Here is an 18,853-nt window from a genome sequence, read left to right as displayed (position 1 = left end):
CCGCGTTTGCAAAGGGCTCAAGCTGGCGACTTTGGGCTAGACTGAGCACCTCTTAACCCGCTGGAATCAGGCAAACATGGCAGGAAGCAGTCTTCTGTTGTTGATCGACGACATCGCTACGGTCCTCGACGATGTCTCGGTGATGACCAAGGTCGCGGCGAAAAAGACCGCCGGTGTATTGGGTGACGACCTGGCGCTCAACGCCCAGCAGGTCACGGGCGTGCGCGCCGAGCGGGAAATTCCGGTGGTCTGGGCGGTGGCCAAGGGCTCGTTCCTCAACAAGCTGATTCTGGTGCCGGCGGCACTCTTGATCAGTGCGTTCATCCCCTGGGCGGTGACGCCGTTGTTGATGGTAGGCGGTGCTTTCCTGTGTTACGAAGGCTTTGAAAAGCTGGCCCACAAGTTTTTGCACAATAAAGCGCAAGACCAGGCCGAGCACGAGGCCAGAACCGAAGCGCTAGCCGACCCGGCTGTCGACCTGGTGGCATTTGAGCAGACCAAGATCAAAGGCGCGATCCGTACGGACTTTATCCTCTCGGCGGAAATCATCGCCATCACCCTGGGCGCGGTAGCCGCTGCGCCGCTGACTCAGCAAATCATCGTGCTTTCGGGCATTGCCATTGTCATGACCATCGGCGTTTACGGATTGGTTGCCGGTATCGTCAAGCTTGATGACCTGGGGTTGTGGCTGACGGGTAAAGCCTCAGGCGTGGCCAAGGCTGTCGGCAACGGTATTCTGCGAGCGGCACCGTACATGATGAAGAGCCTGTCAGTGATTGGCACAGCAGCCATGTTTCTGGTGGGGGGCGGGATCCTGGTGCATGGCGTAGCGCCCCTCCATCACGCTATCGAAGCCTTCAGTGCAGAACGGGGCGGGGCGTTGATCGGGGCGTTGCTCAATGGTGGCGTTGGTATTGTTGCCGGTGCAGCGGTGTTGGCCGTCGTGGCCGTTGTTGGCAAGATCTGGCGGTCGGTTAAAGGTTGATAGCCTCATCGCTGGCAAGGCCAGCTCCCAAAAGATCCAGTGGGAGCCGACCTTGCCAGCGATCAAAGCCAGAAGGGCTTTGCCGTGATGATCAGAAGTGCACTTTGACCAGGAAGCTGGCGGTGTTCTGATCGGTATCGAAGGCGTCGCTGTCCTTGATGCCGTACTTGTTCTTCCAGTAGTCGTACTCAAAACCGACATACAGCTGCTTCTCGCCCCAGTTCAACGCTTTACCCAGGTCGTACTTGACCTGTGGGTTGAAGTGCAGGTTGGCGTGGTAGGTGCCACGACGGCTGGTGGCGTCGTTGTCGACTACCCAGTCCATGAAGCCGTCGATGAGGATGTCGGACTTGCCCACAGGAATGGTGTAGGACCACACCGGGGTGATCTGCCAGACATTGTCACCGGCACGGCTGCCTTCGGTGTTGCGCTGATAGAAGTTCAGCTGGAAGTAGTCGAAGCCCGGGATTGCCAGGTCGAAACCCGGACCGATCAGGTAGGACTCGGTATCGCCCTCGCCAAATTCGTAGGTCATTGCCAGCAGCACGTCCTTGATCGGGCCGAACTCCAGCTTCTGGTCGAAAATCTTGCCGAACGACAGACGCGGCTGAATCTCACCGTAGTAGGTGTTGTCGCCGTTGTTAAAGTCTTTATCGCCGTTGTAGAAGATCTTGTCGATGAAGATGAAGTTGTCGCCGTATTTCCAGGCATCAGCGTGCTCGAAGGTCACGGTCTGCTGGATTTCAGGGTTAACGGCGAAGTTCTTGCCCCACAGGTAGGTCAGGCTGTTGTTCTGCCATTGCAACAGATCACCGGCGGTGGCGGCAGTGCTGGCCGCCAGCAGGCCGCCGGCGAGTATCAGGCTATTGGTAATGCGCATCGCTGTGTTGCTCCCTTGATTGAATCTGTTGTCGGTGCTCTGAATGGCACCGTTGCGTTCAAATACTTGTCTTTTGAGTCAGTTTTTTTCGATTAGCCACAGCTATTTGGCAAGAGCTGCGCCAACTTTCCGATACGGCACAACAATCCTGCTCGACGTCTTTCTGAACAGCTGAAAAGGGGGACTTCAGGTTGGCGTGACGCTTGCCAACCGCCCGAATTCATTGACTGAGCGGTCAGCAAACGCAGGTAGGATCCGTCCTACCCTGAGCGAGGGGGCGCGCAGATTACTGGCTTGCGCGCGGGTCCTCAAGTGCTCCGTCGTGGAGCAGGTGGGGCTAAAACTGTGCGTTTGGTCAGGTTTTAGAAGTGAACCTTAACCAGGGCGCTGGTCACGCTCTGATTGGTGTCCAGTCGACCATTGTTTTCGATACCGTATTTGTCTTTCCAGTAGCTGTACTCAATACCCACATACAACTGCTTGGCGCCCAGGTTAAGGGCCTTGCCCAGGTCGTATTTGACCTGCGGGTTGAACTGCAGGTTGGCATGGTAGGTGCCGCGGCGGCTTTCGTCGTTGTCGACCACCCAGTCCATGTAACCATCAATGAGAATGTCGGACTTGCCCACAGGGATCGTGTAGGAAAAGGTCGGGGTAATCTGCCAGACACCATCACCTGGGCGGCTGCCCTCGGTATTGCGTTGCATGATGTTGAGGGTGAAGTAGTTGAAACCGGGAATCGCCAGGTCAAACCCTGGGCCGATCAGGTAGGCCTCGTTGTCGCCTTCGCCGGACTCGTAGGTCATGGCGATCAGTACATCCTTGATCGGGCCGAACTCGAATTTGCGATCGAAGATCTTACCGAACGACAGGCGCGGGCTGAACTCACCGTAGTAGGTGTTGCTACCTTTGTTGCGGTCGGTGCCGCCGTTGTAGAAGATTTTGTCAACGAACAGGAAAGTGTCGCCGTATTTCCACTTGTTGGCGTGCTCGAAGGTCACCGTCTGCTGGATCGCAGGGTTGACCTGGAAGTCCTTGCCGTAGAGGTAGGTGAGGCTGTTGGTGTGCCAGAGCAGCAGGTCTCCTGCGGTGGCTGGCAAAGCGGCCAGCAGACTGCTACCCAACAGGAGAGAAGTGGTGATGCCTTTCATGTTGTGATTCCCGGCTTTGTTATTGTTGGTTTTGGGTTTTTCGGCGCGAGGCGCCCCGGCCGACCCGCTCCTAGGGGGTCGACGGTCCTGCGTATTGCTCGGGTGATACCGGGCGGCAAGCGCCGCCCCAAAGGCTCAGTGTTGGTGGACGGCGTCGTTGTGCGCCGCGCGCTCGGCGCCGCCGAGGATGTTGAACAGCAGGTTGAGGATCAGTGCACTGACCGTGGCCATGGCAATTCCGCTGTGGGTGATCGGTTCCATCCACTGCGGCATCTGTGCGAAGAATTCCGGACGCACCACAGGGATCAGGCCCATGCCCACGCTGACAGCCACCAGCAGTTGGTTGCGACGGTCGGCGATGTCGGCTTCCTGGAGGATCTTGATCCCGGTAGCGGCGACCATGCCGAACATGGCAATGGAAGCACCACCGAGTACTGCGGGTGGAATCGAGGCGATCAGGAAAGCCGCCTTGGGCAGCAGGCTGAGCAGGATCAGAAAGCCGCCGGCAACCACGGTGACATAACGGCAGCGCACGCCCGTCATCTGCACCAGACCGATGTTCTGGGCGAAGGAGGAGTGGGTGAAGGTGTTGAAGAAACCGGCAACAAAGGAAGCCCCGGCGTCGCACATCAGGCCGCGGCGCAACATGCCTGGAGTGACTTCACGGTCCGTGACCTTGCCCAGGGCCAGGAACATACCGGTGGATTCGACAAAGATGATGACCACCACCAGGCACATCGACAGGATCGGTGCGAGGCTAAAGGTTGGCATGCCGAAATGCAGCGGCGTGACCACTTGCACCCACGGTGCTGCGTCGAGGCCGGAGAGGTCGACCATGCCAATGGAGCCGGCGAGGATGTAGCCCAGGCCCATGCCGATCAGTACCGAGACATTGACCCAGAAGCCACGCATGAAGCGATTGACCAGGAGGATGGTGGTCAGCACCAGTGCCGCGACCAGCAGGTAGATGGGCGAACCGAAGGATTCGGCTTCGGCACCGCCACCGGCCCAGTTGACGGCAACCGGGAACAGCGAAAGACCAATCGAGGTGATGACCGTGCCGGTCACCAGTGGCGGGAAGAAACGCACCACCTTGGACATGAACGGGGCGATCAGCATGCCGAAGAACCCGGCGGCGATGGTCGCACCAAAGATACCTTGCAGGCCGACACCGGGCATACCGGCCATGGCCACCATACTGCCGACAGCCGCAAAGCTTGCCCCCATCATCACGGGCATGCGGATGCCAACTGCGCCAATGCCGAACGACTGGACGATGGTAGCGACACCAGCGACCAGCAGGTCGGCATTGATCAGGAAAGCGACTTCTTCACGAGAAAGGCCGGCGGCCTGGCCGATGATCAGTGGCACGGCAATCGCGCCTCCGTACATCAGCAAGACATGTTGTAGACCCACCAGGAACAGTTGGAGCATTGGCAGTGGCTGTCGTGGGGGCGCAACGGGGATGTACGCCTTGCGTGACTCGGACATGCAACACCTCGGTTTTGTTTTTATTCTTTAGAGCTGCAAGCTTCAAGCGCCAAGCTTCAAGTAGAAGCAGGAGGTTGCGCTTGGCTTGCAGCTTTTAGCTTGCCACGTGACGCTTGTTGCTTACTTCGTTGGAGCACCTTTGGCGATCCAGGCGCCGATCAGTTCACGCTCTTGCTGGGTCATCTGGGTGATGTTGCCCAGGGGCATGATCTGTGTGGCCACGGCTTGCGCTTGAATGCGCGCCGCCTGTTGCTGGATCTGTTGCGGGGTATCGAGCATTACACCGGCCGGTGCAGCGCTGAACAGTGGGCTGGTCGGCTTGGCCGAATGGCACACGGCGCAACGTTCCTGGATGACGTTGTGGATCTTGTCGAAACCGGCATCGTCAAGTTTGGCAACGTTGGCTGCAGGCGCTTCGGCAGCAGGGGCGGTAGCCTGGACAGGTTCGGCCGCTTTCTCTGCCGCTTTTTCAGCAGCGGTCTTACCACCCAGCGCGGTTTCCGGCAGCGGTTGGTATTCAACCTTGGCGCTAGCCTGCTCAGGCGCGGTCGGCATCGGCGCAGGGCCAGTGACGTAAGCCAGGCAGATCATCGACAGGGCACCGACTGGCAGGGTCCAGGCGTACTTGTTGCTGTCATGACGGGTGTTGAAGTAGTGACGAACCAACACTGCAGCCACTGCGATACCGGCCAGGATCAACCAGTTGTACTGGCTGCCGTAGGTGCTCGGGAAGTGGTTGCTGATCATGATGAACAGCACCGGCAGGGTGAAGTAGTTGTTGTGACGCGAACGCAGCAGACCTTTGGCCGGCAGTGTAGGGTCAGGGGTTTCGTTCTTCTCGATGGCGGCTACCAGCTGACGCTGGGCCGGCATGATGATGCGGAACACGTTACCGACCATGATGGTGCCGATGATCGCGCCGGTGTGCAGGTAAGCACCACGACCGCTGAACACCTGGCTGAAACCGTAGCAGGCGGCAATGACCAGGATGAACAGCACCAGGCCGAGCAGACCAGGGCGCTTGCCCAGGGGAGAGTCGCAGAGGAAGTCATAGATGAACCAGCCCGCGATCAGCGAGCCGACACCGATGGCGATACCTTCACCGCCCGACAGGGTGCTGCCCGGGGCCAGCAGGTACAGGGTCGGGTTCCAGTAGAACACCAGGCACAGCAGGGCAATACCCGACATCCAGGTGAAATAGGCTTCCCATTTGAACCAGTGCAGGTTCTCCGGCATCTTCGGCGGAGCCAGCTTGTATTTCTCCAGGTGGTAGATCCCGCCACCGTGAATAGCCCAGAGATCGCCGGACAGACCATCGCGCGGGTTAGCCCGGTTGAGGTTGTTTTCCAGCCAGACAAAGTAGAACGACGCGCCAATCCATGCCACGCCAGTGATCATGTGAACCCAACGCACGCTCAGGTTCAGCCATTCCAACAGATGTGCTTCCACAGTCTTTACCTCTACCCTGGCATCCTGTAGCCGGATGCTCAGGTCTTCTCTTATTGGTGGGGGGCGAGGATCAGTTGCTCATCCTCATTGAAAAAATGCTCATCGCAGTTGTTGCCAGTGCCACTGCGATCAACCACCAGGAAGTCATCCCGCTTTTCGATCGTCAGCACCGGGTGGTGCCAGACGCCGCGATGGTAATTGATGCCCTGCCTTCCATTACTCACGAAGGCGCGGACAAGACCTGATACAGGTGCATCGCCAACGGGCGCGACCACGATCAGAAAGGGGTTGCCGAGCAGCGGAATAAACGCCTGGCTGCCCAGCGGATGGCGCTCCAGCATGCGAACGGTCAGCGGCATATCCTGCGCGTCGGCGCGGAAGATGCTGATGATCGCGTTGTCCTCGGGCTGGGCGGTTTCGACCGTCGCCAGCTTATGGAAGCGCATGGTCGAACCGTTGTTGATCATGAAGTGGTCGCTGCCGTCGGTTTCGATCACGTCACCGAAAGGGGCGAAGGCTTCTTTGGTCAATGGCTCAATCACTAAAGTGCGCATGCGGATTCTCTTTATTCTGTGTTGTGGAGGGTGTCGCTCATTCGGCCGTTTGGGCCCTGGGTACGCTCGCGTGGCGCACTCGGGCCCGTGGGCTCAGGCACCCTTTAAAGTTGCAGCAGGCGGAACAGGGCAATCAGGTTGATCTGCGCCAATGCTTCCTTGAACTCAGCTTCGACCGAGTTGTGGATACGTTTTTCGAACGAGGCGAGGATCTGGTGCCGATTGCTACCTTTGACCGCCATGATGAACGGGAACTTGAACTTCTCTTTGTAGGCGTCGTTGAGTTCGGTGAAACGCTCGAACTCTTCGGCATTGCACTGGTGGATACCGGCGCCGGCCTGTTCATTGGTGCTCGATTCGGTCAGTTCACCCTGGATCGCAGCTTTGCCGGCGAGGTCCGGGTGAGCATTGATCAGGGCCAACTGAGCGGCGTGATCGGCGCTGAGGAGGATGTCGCTCATGCGCTGATGCAGGGCTTCGATCTGGTCGATTTCCTGCAGTTGGCCCAGGTCGTAGGCTTTTTCGGCGACCCAAGGTGAGTGTTCATAGATATCGGCAAAGGCTTCGACGAACGCGCTGCGTTCCAGGGCCGAAGGCTTGAGGGTCTTGAAAGCGGTCATTAGACGTTCTCGGCTTTGTAAGGGTGGGTGGCATGCCAGTGACGGGCGATGTCCACGCGCCGGGTGAACCAGACCTGATCGTGGCTCTTGGCGTATTCGATGAAGCGCTTGAGCGCAGCCAGGCGCGCCGGGCGGCCGATCAGGCGGCAGTGCAGGCCGATGGAGAGCATTTTCGGCGCTTCGGCGCCTTCTTCGTACAGCACGTCAAAGGCGTCTTTGAGGTACTGGAAGAATTGCTCGCCACAATTGAAGCCCTGGACCTGGGTGAAGCGCATGTCGTTGGTGTCCAGGGTGTAGGGGATCACCAGGTGCGCCTTGCCGGTCGGGTTGTTTGGTTCCCAGTAGGGCAGGTCGTCGTCGTAGGTATCGCTGTCGTAGAGGAAGCCACCTTCCTCCATCACCAGGCGGCGGGTATTGGCGCCGGTACGGCCGGTGTACCAGCCCAGCGGACGTTCGCCGGTCAGTTCGGTGAGGATGCGGATGGCTTCGAGCATATGCTCGCGCTCCTGGGCCTCGTCCATGTTCTGGTAGTCGATCCAGCGGTAGCCGTGGCTGCAGATTTCGTGGCCAGCTTCGACCATGGCACGGATCACGTCAGGGTGACGTTGTGCAGCCATGGCGACGGCGAAGATAGTCAGCGGTACGCCGGTCTCTTTGAACAGCTTGAGCAAGCGCCAGACACCGGCGCGGCTGCCGTATTCGTAGAGCGATTCCATGCTCATGTTACGAGCGCCCTGCAGGGGCTGGGCGGCGACCATTTCCGAGAGAAAGGCTTCTGACTCCTTGTCTCCGTGAAGAATGTTGCGTTCACCGCCTTCTTCGTAGTTGAGCACGAAAGACAAAGCGATGCGGGCATTCCCCGGCCAGCGCGGATGGGGTGGGGTATTGCCGTAACCGATCAGGTCGCGAGGATAATCAGCGCTCACTGCAGTCTTCCTTCTTATACGTGTAAACGGATGGCGTGGAGCCCTTTGTAGGGTGTCGCCCACGTCGATGAGGTGATTGTATACAACTTTGTTTGCGGTTTGTAAGCCTGTTTTTTCGTATTTCTTTGTCTTTTCACGCTGGAAAACCTCTGCAAGAAACCTGCCTGATTGGTCAGTAAATGACGTGGCCGTCGGCCAGTGCCGTGGTTTTGCGACTGATGGCGTATTTACAGGGGAGGGTGGGCGTGCCAGGAAAGAATACCTAATTATTGTGTACAATTTTACAGAAAAATGTCTTAATAATCCGACAGTCGTACGCTGCCGTGAGCTTTGCCGGTGCCGTGCGGAAATTTTGCCCATCGATAGAACAGAGGCGAGCAAGCAATGGGACGTTTGACCACGCATGTACTGGATGCCGCTCACGGCTGCCCTGGCAGCTCGATCAAGGTCGAGCTGTACCGCGTCGAAGGCCAGCAACTGGAGCTGGTGAACACCACCCTGACCAACAGCGATGGCCGTTGCGACGCGCCGCTGCTGCAAGGTGACGATTACCGCAGCGGTGTCTACCAGCTGCAATTCAATGCCGGCGACTACTACCGCGCCCGCGGCGTACCGCTGCCTGAACATGCATTTCTTGATGTCGTGGTGCTGCGATTTGGCATCAGCGCCGAGCAGGATCATTACCACGTACCGCTGTTGATCTCGCCGTACAGTTACTCGACCTATCGTGGAAGCTAGTTGGTCGCTAGAAGAATCTTCGTAGGTCCTTGCCCGCTCACACTGCGGGCTTTTTTTTGGGACCTTTACGGATTGTCGGGGAAGATGCTCTTGGGCTTGGGGGCTTATCCATTCAATGCGGCGATGCTGCCGGCCCCTTCCGCCTTTACGGCGGCTGGGTCTGCCCCCAGGTAGCGGACGGCCGGACACCATCGCGGGCAAGCCAACACATTTAAGAATAAGCAAGGCAACAGCACGATTTGCTGTAGCCGCTGTCGAGGGACGAGGCTGCGATCGACTGCAGAGCAGTCGCAACTCGGGCACCACGTTGGAGCTAACGAATCGCGGTGGCCAGGTTTTGCGGCCGTTTCACGCCCGATCGCAGCTTCACGGCAGCGGCTACAACGGGCCAGTCAAGACAGTTGCTTGCAGGCAACAAAAAGCCCCACCCGAAGGTGAGGCTCTGTTTGCTCAGGCTGCGTTTACAGGAATACGAACTTGGCTACGAAGATCGCGGTCAGCACCCACAGACTTGCCGAGATCTCACTGAAGCGCCCCGTACCTGCCTTGAGTACCACATAGGTGATAAAGCCCAGGGCAATACCATCGGCTACCGAGAAGGTCAGCGGCATCATGATCGCGGTGACAATCGCCGGGATGCTGTCGGTCGCTTCATCCCAGTTGATGTGCGCCATGCTGCCCATCATAAGCATGGCAACATAGATCAGTGCACCAGCCGTGGCGTAGGCAGGAATCATCCCGGCCAGCGGCGCGAAGAACATTGCGGCAATGAAGAACAGGCCAACCACCACCGCCGTAAGCCCGGTACGACCACCCGCGGCGACACCGGCAGCACTCTCGACATAGCTGGTGACCGGCGGCACGCCAACCACGGCTCCGAACACGCTCGAGGCACTGTCAGCCTTCAATGCTCGTGAGAGGTTTTCGATACGTCCGTCGGCATTCACCAGGTTGGCCCGCTGGGCCACACCCATCAGGGTGCCGGCGGTGTCGAACATATGCACGAAGAGGAAGGCGAACACCACGGCGATCATGCTGACGTTGAACACGCCCGCCACATCCATGGCCATCCAGGTCGGCGCCAGGCTCGGTGGCAGGGAGAACAAGCCGCCATACTCGACCAGGCCCAAGCCCCAACCCGCCAAGGTAACGCTGATGATGCTGATCAGGATGGCGCCGAACACGCGGTGGTAGCTGAGCACCGCGATCATCAAAAAGCAGATCGCCGCCAGCAGCGGGCCAGGCTCGTGCAGCGAGCCAAGCTTGATCAATGTGGCAGGGCTGTCGACGACAATCCCCGCCGTTTTAAGACCGATCAGTCCGAGAAACAATCCGACGCCGGCACCCATTGCATGACGCAGGCTCACGGGAATGCTGTTGAGCAGCCATTCGCGCACACGCGACAATGTCAGCAACATGAACAGCACCCCAGAGACGAACACTGCGCCAAGCGCCGCCTCCCAGGTGTAGCCCATGGTGCCGACCACGGTATAGGTAAAGAAGGCATTGAGCCCCATGCCCGGCGCCAGGCCAACCGGCCAGTTGGCATACAGGCCCATCAACAGGCAGCCCAGAGCGGCGGCGATACAGGTGGCGACGAATGCCGCGCCGTGATCGATGCCGGCATCGGCCATGATGTTGGGGTTGACGAAGATGATGTAAGCCATGGTGATAAAGGTGGTCAACCCGGCGATCATTTCGGTCTTGACGGTGGTGCCATGTAGCTTGAGTTTGAAAATCCGCTCCAGCCAGCTCGTTTCGAGCGGTGGGGCAAGATCCAGCGTAGGGGCTTCGGATTTGCGGCTTTCCACAGCATGTACTCCTCAAGTCTTTTCTTGTTTTTCAGAGCCAGTCCTGCGCACGCACTGGGGAGCTCTGTGAGGCGGATGGGATGGCAGGCAACCGGACCGTAAGTTGACTTCCGGGTCAGGAAGTTGCACGGATGGATTATGCGTTTGTATACAAAGATTGCAAATAATGTTTTTGGTGTTGTTCGCAAATAAATGCATCGTGTCGCTATAAAGGCCATCACCCCCTGCAGAAATCGCTGCGGCTGTGTACAATGTGCCCATACCTTAATCGTTTAATTTTCTTACCAAGACTTGCCTTCGCCCCACTGGCTGGTATTACAGTCAGGGTCCGATAGGCGGATCTCCGTGCTCGAGTGCCCATGAACGAACAGCTGCAACCTCTCAAAAAACCAGTGCGTACCGGCAAGGCCGGGCGCAGCGGAACCCAGGACGACATCGTCTACGCGCATATTTTCGAGGCCATTCTCGAGCAGCGTCTGGCGCCGGGTACCAAGTTGAGTGAGGAGGCCCTGGGCGAGATCTTTGGTGTCAGCCGCACCATCATTCGCCGTGCGTTGTCGCGTCTGGCGCATGAAAGCGTGGTGCTGTTGCGGCCGAACCGCGGTGCCGTGGTGGCCAGTCCTACCGTTGAAGAAGCCCGTCAGGTGTTCTTCTCGCGGCGTATGGTCGAGCGCGCCATTACTGAACTGGCGGTCGAGCACGCCACCGCCGAACAGCTCAATGAGCTGCGGCAGATGGTCCGGGAGGAGCGTGACAGCTTTTCCCGTGGTGACCGCGGCGCCGGTATTCGCCTGTCCGGTGAATTTCACCTCAAGCTCGCTGAAGCGGCTGGCAATGCACCCTTGATCAGCTTCCAGCGCAGTCTGGTGTCGCAGACCTCGCTGATCATTGCCCAGTACGAAAGCGGCAACCGCTCGCACTGCTCCTATGACGAGCATATGCAACTGATCGACGCCATTGAGGCGCGGGATGTGAATCTGGCCGTGAGTCTGATGATGCACCACATGGATCATATCGACAGCAAGCTGAACCTCGACGAGGAGAGTGCCTCGGATGATCTGCATGCGGTGTTCTCGCACCTGCTGCAGACTAAGAAACGCGGAAGTTCGGTGCCGGTTAAGGGCTGAAATCGAATCGCTGCCATCGCCGGCAGGGACCGCCTCCACATTCAATTCGAGTGATCTGGTGTGTGTGGGGGGGCAGGCCTTGCCGGCGATGCATTTCGGCCTGACTGGCACTTCATCCAGTCTCTGCTAAATTCACACCTGTCTCACACCGCAAACCTTCATCAAGCAGTTGGGCTTGCGCGCTTCGCGTAGAACTTCAACTACTTGAGGACAGGTATATGTCGATGCCCCTGAGCAAGCGCATGGGTGCGGAACTGATCGGGACGTTCTGGCTGGTTTTAGGTGGTTGTGGCAGTGCGGTGCTGGCTGCGTCATTGCCGGCTGGGATTGGGCTGGTTGGTGTGGCCATGGCCTTTGGCCTCACCGTACTGACCATGGCGTTCGCCATCGGTCATATCTCAGGATGTCACCTTAACCCCGCTGTATCGCTCGGTCTGGTGGTCGGTGGGCGATTCCCTGCCAAGGAACTGCTACCTTATGTCGTTGCCCAGGTGATCGGGGCCGTCATCGCTGCCGGGGTAATTTATTTTATCGCCAGCGGCAAGGAAGGCTTCGATATCGCTTCGGGCCTGGCCTCCAATGGCTACGCTGATCATTCCCCGGCCGGTTACTCGTTGGCGGCAGGTTTTGCCAGTGAAGTGGTGATGACCGCGATGTTCATTCTGATCATCATGGGCGCTACCGACAGTCGTGCACCAGCAGGCTTTGCACCGATTGCCATTGGCTTGGCGCTGACCCTCATTCACCTGATCTCGATCCCTGTCACCAATACTTCGGTCAACCCTGCGCGCAGCACCGGCCCAGCGTTGTTCGTTGGCGGTTGGGCGCTGCAGCAGTTGTGGCTGTTCTGGGTGGCGCCGCTGATCGGGGCAGTGATCGGCGGCGCTTTGTACAAGGGCCTGTTTCGCGAGCCTTAGCGTTGATGCACGCAGCGACCGGCAGCGAAGGTCTGCTTGACGGTGCGGTCATCGCCCAGGGTCATCAGCACGAACAGCGTCTCATCGATGCTGTTCGATTGCTGGATGCGGTAGTCCATCAGCGGCGTAGCCTTGTAGTCCAGGACCACGAAGTCGGCATCGTTGCCAGGCTTCAGGCTGCCGATGCGGTCATCCAGGTACAGCGCCTGGGCGCCGCCCAAGGTGGCCAGGTACAGGGACTTGAACGGGCTCAGGCGGGCACCCTGTAGCTGCATGACCTTGTAGGCTTCATTGAGGGTGTTAAGCAGCGAGAAGCTGGTGCCGGCACCCACGTCCGTACCCAAACCAACCTTGACCTTGAATTTTTCCGCCTGCGGCAGGTTGAACAGGCCACTGCCGAGGAACAGGTTGGAAGTTGGGCAGAAGGCCACGGCCGAACCGGTTTCGGCCAAGCGTTGGCATTCCTCGTCGCACAGGTGCACGCCGTGCGCAAATACCGAGCGCTCGCCGAGCAGTTTGAAGTGGTCGTAGACGTCCAGGTAGCCCTTGCGCTCAGGGAACAGCTCTTTGACCCAGTCGATCTCCTTGAGGTTTTCGCTCAGGTGCGTGTGCATGTACAGGTCGGGGAACTCACTCAGCAATTGCCCGGCCAGGGTGAGCTGCTCCGGGGTGCTGGTCGGGGCAAAGCGTGGCGTGACGGCGTAGTGCAGACGACCCTTGCCGTGCCAGCGCTCGATCAGCGCCTTGCTTTCGGTATAGCCGGACTCAGCAGTGTCGGTCAGGTAGTCCGGGGCGTTGCGGTCCATCATGACCTTACCGGCGATCATCCGCAGGTCCAGGCGTTCGGCCTCTGTAAAGAAAGCATTGACCGACTCGGGGTGCACACTACCAAACACAAGCGCAGTGGTGGTGCCGTTGCGCAGCAATTCTTCGACGAAGATCTTCGCTACTTTGTCGGCGTGGTTTTGGTCGGCAAACTGCTTCTCGCAGGGGAAGGTGTAGGTGTTGAGCCAGTCCAGCAGTTGCTCACCGTAGGAACCGATCATGCCGGTCTGCGGGAAGTGGATATGGGTGTCGATAAAGCCAGGAGTGATCAGCGCATCTTGGTAGTGCTGCACTTCGATGTCGGCTGGCAGGGTTGGCAGCAGGTCGCTGGCGTGGCCCAGGGCACTGATCTTGCCGTTGTCGATCAACAGCAGACCGTCTTCGAAATATTGGTAGGAAGCTTCGATCCCGACGTCGGCGGGGTCGGCGACACTGTGCAGGATGGCGGCACGGTAGGCTTTGCGGGTTGCGCTCATAGGGCTCTCGTCATATGGCTTGGCTGCGCCGAGAAGGCGGCAGCAATTGGGCAACGGGGCCGGCATTGGCAGCATTGTCATGCTGGCCAAAACTGGCGTTGTAGGTGGCAATGATTTCGGCGGCGATAGACACGGCGATCTCGATCGGCAGCTTGCCCTTGACCTCGGCCAGGCCCATCGGACAGCGCATGCGTTGCAGGCGCTCTTCGCTGTAGCCGCGTTCACGCAGGCGGTGTTCGAACTTGACTCGTTTGGTCTTCGAGCCGATCAGGCCGAACCAGGTGAAATCATTACGTTTGAGGATTGCGGTGGTCAGTTCCAGATCCAACTGATGGTTGTGGGTCATGACAATGCAATAGCTGCCCGCGGGCAGGTCGTCGACTTCATCGACGGGCTCTTCGCTGACAATCTTGCTGACCCCAGCCGGAATGCTGTCGGGGAATTCCTGCTCGCGCGAATCGATCCAGCGCACCCGGCAGGGGAGCGCGGCGAGCAAGGGTACCAGAGCGCGGCCGACATGGCCTGCACCGAATACGGCAATCTGCGCCTGGACCTGGCCCATGGGCTCGAACAGCAGCACCGTGGCACCGCCGCAGCATTGGCCAAGGCTGGCGCCGAGGCTGAAGCGCTCAAGGTGTGGCGATTCGCGACGCTCGCTGAGCATTTGCCGGGCGATCTTCATCGCTTTGTATTCAAGGTGGCCACCGCCGATCGTGTCGAACAGCTGCTCGGTGCTGACCACCATCTTCGAGCCGGCGTTGCGGGGGGTCGAACCGCGCTCTTCGATGATGGTCACCAGTACGCAGGCTTCGCCGCGGACTTGCAGGTCGGCGAGGGCGTTGATCCAGGTGTGCATAGTCTGTTGCCTCAAGGTGCCTGTGCTGGCCTCATCGCTGGCAAGACCAGCTCCCACAAGGAGCTGGCGTTACCGGCAATCAGGTGCTCACGGTGTCACTGTTTCAACTTCGGCCGCGGGCTGTTGAGCCGCCACCACCTTGCGCATCTGCTCGCACCCCCACAGGACCCGCTCAGGTGTGGACGGAGCGTCGATCTTTGGATGTACGCGGTAGTCGGCGAGGCTAGCCACGGCATCCTTGATCGCACACCACGCGGCGATACCCAGCATGAACGGCGGCTCGCCCACGGCTTTGGAGTGGAACACGGTGTCTTCCGGGTTCTTGCGGTTCTCCACCAGTTTGACCCGCAGATCCACCGGTATATCCGCCACTGCCGGGATCTTGTAGCTGGCCGGGCCGTTGGTCATCAGCTTGCCCTTGGCGTTCCACACCAGTTCTTCGGTGGTCAGCCAACCCATGCCCTGGATGAAACCACCTTCGACCTGGCCGATATCGATAGCCGGGTTCAACGAGGCGCCGACGTCGTGGAGGATGTCGGTGCGCAGCATCTTGTACTCGCCGGTCAAGGTGTCGACGATCACTTCGGCACACGCCGCGCCGAAGGCGAAATAGTAGAACGGGCGACCACGGGCCTGGCTGCGGTCGTAGTAGATTTTCGGGGTCTTGTAGAAGCCGGTGCTTGATAGCGACACCTGGGCAAAATAGGCCTGCTGCACCAGGGCTTCAAAGCTGAGAATCTCATCGCGGACGCGCACGTGGCCATTGCGGAATTCGACGTCTTCTTCGCTGACCTTGTACTGGCGTGCGGCGAACTCGGTCAGGCGCTTCTTGAGAATCTCGGCGGCGTTCTGGGCGGCCTTGCCGTTCAGGTCGGCGCCGCTGGAGGCTGCGGTGGGCGAGGTATTGGGTACCTTGTCGGTATTAGTCGCGGTGATCTGGATGCGCTCAAAATCGACCTGGAACACCTCCGCCACCACCTGCGCCACCTTGGTGTTCAGGCCCTGGCCCATCTCGGTGCCGCCGTGGTTCAGGTGAATACTGCCGTCGGTGTAGATGTGTACCAGAGCACCGGCCTGGTTGAGGAAGGTGGCAGTGAACGAGATACCGAATTTTACCGGGGTCAGCGCCAGGCCTTTTTTCAGGATCGGGCTGTTGGCGTTGAAGCAACGGATCGATTCACGGCGCTGCTGGTAGTCGCTGCTGGCTTCCAGTTCGGTGGTGATTTCCTCGAGCATGTTGTGCTCGACGGTCTGGTAGTAGTGGGTGACGTTGCGATCAGTCTTGCCGTAGTAGTTGGCCTTGCGCACGGCCAGCGGATCGAGGGCCAGGTGACGGGCGATATGATCCATCACCTCTTCAATGGCGACCATGCCTTGCGGCCCACCAAAGCCGCGGTAAGCAGTATTTGAAGCGGTATTGGTCTTGCAACGATGGCCATGGATGGTGGCGTCGCCCAGGTAGTAGGCGTTGTCGGAATGGAACATGGCGCGGTCGACAATCGACGCCGACAAGTCCGGGGAGTAGCCGCAGTTGCCGGCCAGGTCGAAGTTGATCCCGTGCAGGCGGCCGGTGTCGTCAAAGCCGACGTCATACTCTATGTAGAAGGGGTGACGTTTACCGGTCATCAGCATGTCTTCGACCCGTGGCAGGCGCATTTTGGTCGGCTGGCCGGTGAGGTGGGCGATGACTGCGCACATACAGGCAGGGCTGGCAGGCTGGGTTTCCTTGCCACCGAAACCTCCCCCCATGCGGCGCAGGTCGACGACGATTTTGTTAAGCGATACATCGAGCACTTCGGCAACCAGCTTCTGGACCTCGGCCGGGTTCTGTGTCGAGCAGTAGACGATCATTCCACCGTCTTCGCTAGGCATCACCGAAGAGATCTGGGTCTCCAGGTAAAAGTGCTCTTGTCCACCGATGTGCAGGGTGCCTTGCAGGCGGTGCGGGGCGCTCGCCAGGGCGCCGGCCGAGTCGCCGCGCTGGTGGGTGTGGCTGTCGAGGACGAAGTGCTTTTTGCGCAGTGCTTCGACGACATCCAGCACCGGCTCCAGGTCTTCGTATTCAATGATCGCAGCCATCGCTGCACGGCGTGCGGTATCCAAGTCACGAGCCGCAACGGCAACCACCGGTTGGCCGACAAATTCGACCTTGTCGATGGCCAGCAGTGGGTCGCCGGGTAGCAGTGGGCCGATGTCCTTGAGGCCCGGAATATCTTCGTGGGTAATGGCGATACGCACGCCTTCGAAGGCGTAGCAAGGGCTGGTGTCGATGCTCAGAATCCGAGCGTGGGCCCGGTCAGACAGGCGCGCATAGACGTGCAGCTGATTGGGGAATTCCAGGCGATCGTCGATGTACACCGCTTCACCGGTTACATGCTTGTCGGCGCTATCGTGCTTGAGGCTGCGACCGACACCGGTGGTCAGGTCCTGGCTGAACAGCTCGGCCATTTCCGCCTGGCTTTTGGCGACGTGATGGTTAGACATAAGCGGTCACCCGAGTCTCGATGTGCGGCGTTTGCAGTTCGATGAAGTATTTGCGCAGCAGGTTCTGTGCGCTGAGCAGGCGGTACTCCTTGCTGGCGCGGAAGTCCGACAGCGGGGTGAAGTCTTCAGCCAAGGCCAGGCAGGCGCGTTCGATGCTGGCCTGGTTCCAGGCTTTGCCAATCAGCGTGGCCTCGCAGGCGTGGGCGCGTTTAGGGATGGCGGCCATGCCGCCGAAAGCGATACGCGCAGCTTCGACCACACCGTTTTCAATGCGCAGGTTGAACGCCGCGCAGACCGCGGAGATGTCGTCGTCCAGGCGTTTGGAAACCTTGTAGGCGCGGAACGTCCAGGCGCTGCGGGCGCGCGGCACAATGATCTTCTCAATGAACTCGCTTTCCTGGCGGGCGGTGATCCGGTAGTCGATGAAGTAGTCTTCCAGCGCCAGGGTGCGGGTACTTTCGCCCTTGCGCAGCACAATCTGCGCATCCAGGGCAATCAGCAGGGGCGGGGAGTCACCGATTGGCGAGGCGTTGCCGATGTTGCCGCCCAAGGTGCCCTGGTTGCGGATCTGCAGGGAGGCGAAACGGTGCAGAAGTTCGCCGAAGTCTGGGTACTCACGCCTCAAGGCGTCATAGCAGTCGGTCAGCGGTGTAGCAGCACCGATTTCCAGATGCTCTGCTTGCGTGTCGATGCGCTTGAGTTCAGCGACGTTGCCGACATAAATCATCACAGGCAGGGTTTTGTGGAACTGGGTGACTTCCAGTGCCAGGTCAGTACCGCCGGCGAGCAGGCGCGCTTCTGGGTGCGAGCCGTACAGGTCGGCAAGGTCGGCCACGGTTAGAGGTACCAGGCAGCGCTTGTCGCCGCTGTTGAGTTCACCGGTTTCACTCGGGGCGATGGCTTTGAGGCGGGCGATGGTCTGCGCCTGATTGCTATCGAATTGGTCAGGCTTGGCCTGGCAGCAGGATTGTTCGGCAGCGGCGAGGATCGGCCGATAGCCGGTGCAGCGGCAAAGGTTGCCGGCCAGGGCTTCCTGGGCCTTGTGCAGATCCGGTGCATCACTGTTTTTTTGCAGGGCAAACAGCGACATGACAAAACCTGGAGTACAAAAACCGCACTGCGAACCATGACAGTCGGCCATGGCCTGTTGCACGCTGTGCAACTGGCCTTGATGCTTGAGCCCTTCGACGCTGATCAATTGCTTGCCATGCAGTGACGAAACAAAGGTCAGGCACGAGTTGAGGCTGCGATAACGGAGTTGTTCGCGGCCGTCGTCGTCCTCGCTCAGTTCGCCGACCACCACTGTACAAGCGCCACAATCGCCGCTGGCGCAGCCTTCCTTGGTACCGGATTTGCCCAGGTGCTCGCGCAGGTATTGGAGCACGGTCAAGTTGGGGTCCAGGGCATGCTCACTGCGCAGCTCCTGGTTGAGTAGAAACTGGATCACGGGAAGGCCTCTCAGGCTGTTTATTGTTGTTGAGCGGACTGTAAGCAGACTTGATTTTCAGGTCAACAGTTTTCTGACCGTTGAGTCAGGAAATTTTCCGTGCTGCTGCCTGACTGCGG

The 18,853-nt window shown here is 59.2% G+C and carries 16 protein-coding genes; 4 read left to right on the top strand and 12 right to left on the bottom strand.

Annotated elements, in window-relative coordinates:
* Positions 1 to 76: 76 nt before the first annotated feature.
* Positions 77 to 985, top strand: coding sequence for a DUF808 domain-containing protein (locus CX511_RS18315; RefSeq protein WP_045188930.1), 909 nt, complete (start codon positions 77 to 79; stop codon positions 983 to 985).
* 91 nt (positions 986 to 1,076) lie between these two features.
* On the opposite strand, the gene CX511_RS18310 is transcribed toward CX511_RS18315, so the two are convergent.
* From CX511_RS18310 to puuE, 7 genes are all read right to left on the bottom strand, one after another.
* The gene (locus tag CX511_RS18310) at positions 1,077 to 1,865 is read right to left on the bottom strand and encodes an outer membrane protein OmpK (protein WP_045188928.1); all 789 of its coding nucleotides are present in this window, start codon (positions 1,863 to 1,865) and stop codon (positions 1,077 to 1,079) included.
* Between the two features lie 362 nt (positions 1,866 to 2,227).
* Positions 2,228 to 3,013 (bottom strand): outer membrane protein OmpK, encoded by a 786-nt coding sequence (locus tag CX511_RS18305; protein WP_045188927.1) that lies wholly within the window; start codon positions 3,011 to 3,013, stop codon positions 2,228 to 2,230.
* Between the two features lie 135 nt (positions 3,014 to 3,148).
* Complete coding sequence (locus CX511_RS18300) at positions 3,149 to 4,504, bottom strand: nucleobase:cation symporter-2 family protein (RefSeq protein ID WP_045188925.1); 1,356 nt, start codon at positions 4,502 to 4,504, stop codon at positions 3,149 to 3,151.
* Between the two features lie 120 nt (positions 4,505 to 4,624).
* Complete coding sequence (locus CX511_RS18295; RefSeq protein ID WP_045188923.1) at positions 4,625 to 5,953, bottom strand: urate hydroxylase PuuD; 1,329 nt, start codon at positions 5,951 to 5,953, stop codon at positions 4,625 to 4,627.
* A gap of 50 nt (positions 5,954 to 6,003) precedes the next feature.
* Positions 6,004 to 6,507 (bottom strand): ureidoglycolate lyase, encoded by a 504-nt coding sequence (locus CX511_RS18290; protein WP_045188921.1) that lies wholly within the window; start codon positions 6,505 to 6,507, stop codon positions 6,004 to 6,006.
* Between the two features lie 104 nt (positions 6,508 to 6,611).
* Entirely contained in the window at positions 6,612 to 7,127 is a 516-nt protein-coding gene (gene uraD / locus CX511_RS18285; RefSeq protein ID WP_045188919.1) for a 2-oxo-4-hydroxy-4-carboxy-5-ureidoimidazoline decarboxylase, read from the bottom strand.
* The gene (gene puuE, locus CX511_RS18280; protein ID WP_045188917.1) at positions 7,127 to 8,053 is read right to left on the bottom strand and encodes an allantoinase PuuE; all 927 of its coding nucleotides are present in this window, start codon (positions 8,051 to 8,053) and stop codon (positions 7,127 to 7,129) included. The genes uraD and puuE overlap by 1 nt, the downstream gene beginning before the upstream one ends.
* Positions 8,054 to 8,437: 384 nt before the next feature.
* Here puuE and uraH point away from each other — a divergent pair, with 384 nt between their 5' ends.
* Complete coding sequence (gene uraH / locus CX511_RS18275; RefSeq protein WP_101293408.1) at positions 8,438 to 8,791, top strand: hydroxyisourate hydrolase; 354 nt, start codon at positions 8,438 to 8,440, stop codon at positions 8,789 to 8,791.
* Between the two features lie 461 nt (positions 8,792 to 9,252).
* Here uraH and CX511_RS18270 read toward each other — a convergent pair whose 3' ends face one another.
* Positions 9,253 to 10,602, bottom strand: coding sequence for an NCS2 family permease (locus tag CX511_RS18270; RefSeq protein ID WP_045188914.1), 1,350 nt, complete (start codon positions 10,600 to 10,602; stop codon positions 9,253 to 9,255).
* Between the two features lie 359 nt (positions 10,603 to 10,961).
* Here CX511_RS18270 and CX511_RS18265 point away from each other — a divergent pair, with 359 nt between their 5' ends.
* Both CX511_RS18265 and aqpZ read left to right on the top strand, forming a co-directional pair.
* On the top strand, positions 10,962 to 11,729 hold the full coding sequence (locus tag CX511_RS18265; protein ID WP_045188912.1) for a GntR family transcriptional regulator: 768 nt from the start codon (positions 10,962 to 10,964) through the stop codon (positions 11,727 to 11,729).
* Positions 11,730 to 11,947: 218 nt separating this feature from the next.
* Positions 11,948 to 12,646: an aquaporin Z gene (gene aqpZ / locus CX511_RS18260; RefSeq protein WP_045188911.1), complete on the top strand. Its 699-nt coding sequence runs from the start codon at positions 11,948 to 11,950 to the stop codon at positions 12,644 to 12,646.
* Here the strand turns inward: aqpZ and guaD are convergent.
* From guaD to xdhA, 4 genes are all read right to left on the bottom strand, one after another.
* Entirely contained in the window at positions 12,643 to 13,947 is a 1,305-nt protein-coding gene (guaD, locus tag CX511_RS18255) for a guanine deaminase (protein WP_101293407.1), read from the bottom strand. The two genes, aqpZ and guaD, sit on opposite strands and share 4 nt — an antisense overlap.
* A 10-nt stretch (positions 13,948 to 13,957) precedes the next feature.
* Positions 13,958 to 14,803 (bottom strand): xanthine dehydrogenase accessory protein XdhC, encoded by an 846-nt coding sequence (xdhC, locus tag CX511_RS18250; protein WP_101293406.1) that lies wholly within the window; start codon positions 14,801 to 14,803, stop codon positions 13,958 to 13,960.
* Between the two features lie 87 nt (positions 14,804 to 14,890).
* Positions 14,891 to 17,287: a xanthine dehydrogenase molybdopterin binding subunit gene (xdhB, locus tag CX511_RS18245; RefSeq protein ID WP_101293405.1), complete on the bottom strand. Its 2,397-nt coding sequence runs from the start codon at positions 17,285 to 17,287 to the stop codon at positions 14,891 to 14,893.
* Positions 17,280 to 18,734 (bottom strand): xanthine dehydrogenase small subunit, encoded by a 1,455-nt coding sequence (gene xdhA / locus CX511_RS18240; RefSeq protein WP_101293404.1) that lies wholly within the window; start codon positions 18,732 to 18,734, stop codon positions 17,280 to 17,282. The genes xdhB and xdhA overlap by 8 nt, the downstream gene beginning before the upstream one ends.
* Positions 18,735 to 18,853: the final 119 nt, after the last annotated feature.

The organism is Pseudomonas sp. S06B 330 (genome assembly GCF_002845275.2).
Classification (GTDB): Bacteria; Pseudomonadota; Gammaproteobacteria; order Pseudomonadales; family Pseudomonadaceae; genus Aquipseudomonas.
Note: the sequence above shows the minus strand (reverse complement) of the source record. Positions and strands in the feature narration are given on the sequence as shown.

Coding starts and splice junctions, on each gene's coding strand:
- xdhB (WP_101293405.1), bottom strand. CDS start 17,287: ATGTCTAACCATCACGTCGCCAAAAGCCAGGCGGAAATGGCCGAGCTG.
- CX511_RS18290 (WP_045188921.1), bottom strand. CDS start 6,507: ATGCGCACTTTAGTGATTGAGCCATTGACCAAAGAAGCCTTCGCCCCT.
- CX511_RS18305 (WP_045188927.1), bottom strand. CDS start 3,013: ATGAAAGGCATCACCACTTCTCTCCTGTTGGGTAGCAGTCTGCTGGCC.
- xdhC (WP_101293406.1), bottom strand. CDS start 14,803: ATGCACACCTGGATCAACGCCCTCGCCGACCTGCAAGTCCGCGGCGAA.
- CX511_RS18265 (WP_045188912.1), top strand. CDS start 10,962: ATGAACGAACAGCTGCAACCTCTCAAAAAACCAGTGCGTACCGGCAAG.
- guaD (WP_101293407.1), bottom strand. CDS start 13,947: ATGAGCGCAACCCGCAAAGCCTACCGTGCCGCCATCCTGCACAGTGTC.
- CX511_RS18310 (WP_045188928.1), bottom strand. CDS start 1,865: ATGCGCATTACCAATAGCCTGATACTCGCCGGCGGCCTGCTGGCGGCC.
- uraD (WP_045188919.1), bottom strand. CDS start 7,127: ATGACCGCTTTCAAGACCCTCAAGCCTTCGGCCCTGGAACGCAGCGCG.
- CX511_RS18315 (WP_045188930.1), top strand. CDS start 77: ATGGCAGGAAGCAGTCTTCTGTTGTTGATCGACGACATCGCTACGGTC.
- uraH (WP_101293408.1), top strand. CDS start 8,438: ATGGGACGTTTGACCACGCATGTACTGGATGCCGCTCACGGCTGCCCT.
- aqpZ (WP_045188911.1), top strand. CDS start 11,948: ATGTCGATGCCCCTGAGCAAGCGCATGGGTGCGGAACTGATCGGGACG.
- CX511_RS18300 (WP_045188925.1), bottom strand. CDS start 4,504: ATGTCCGAGTCACGCAAGGCGTACATCCCCGTTGCGCCCCCACGACAG.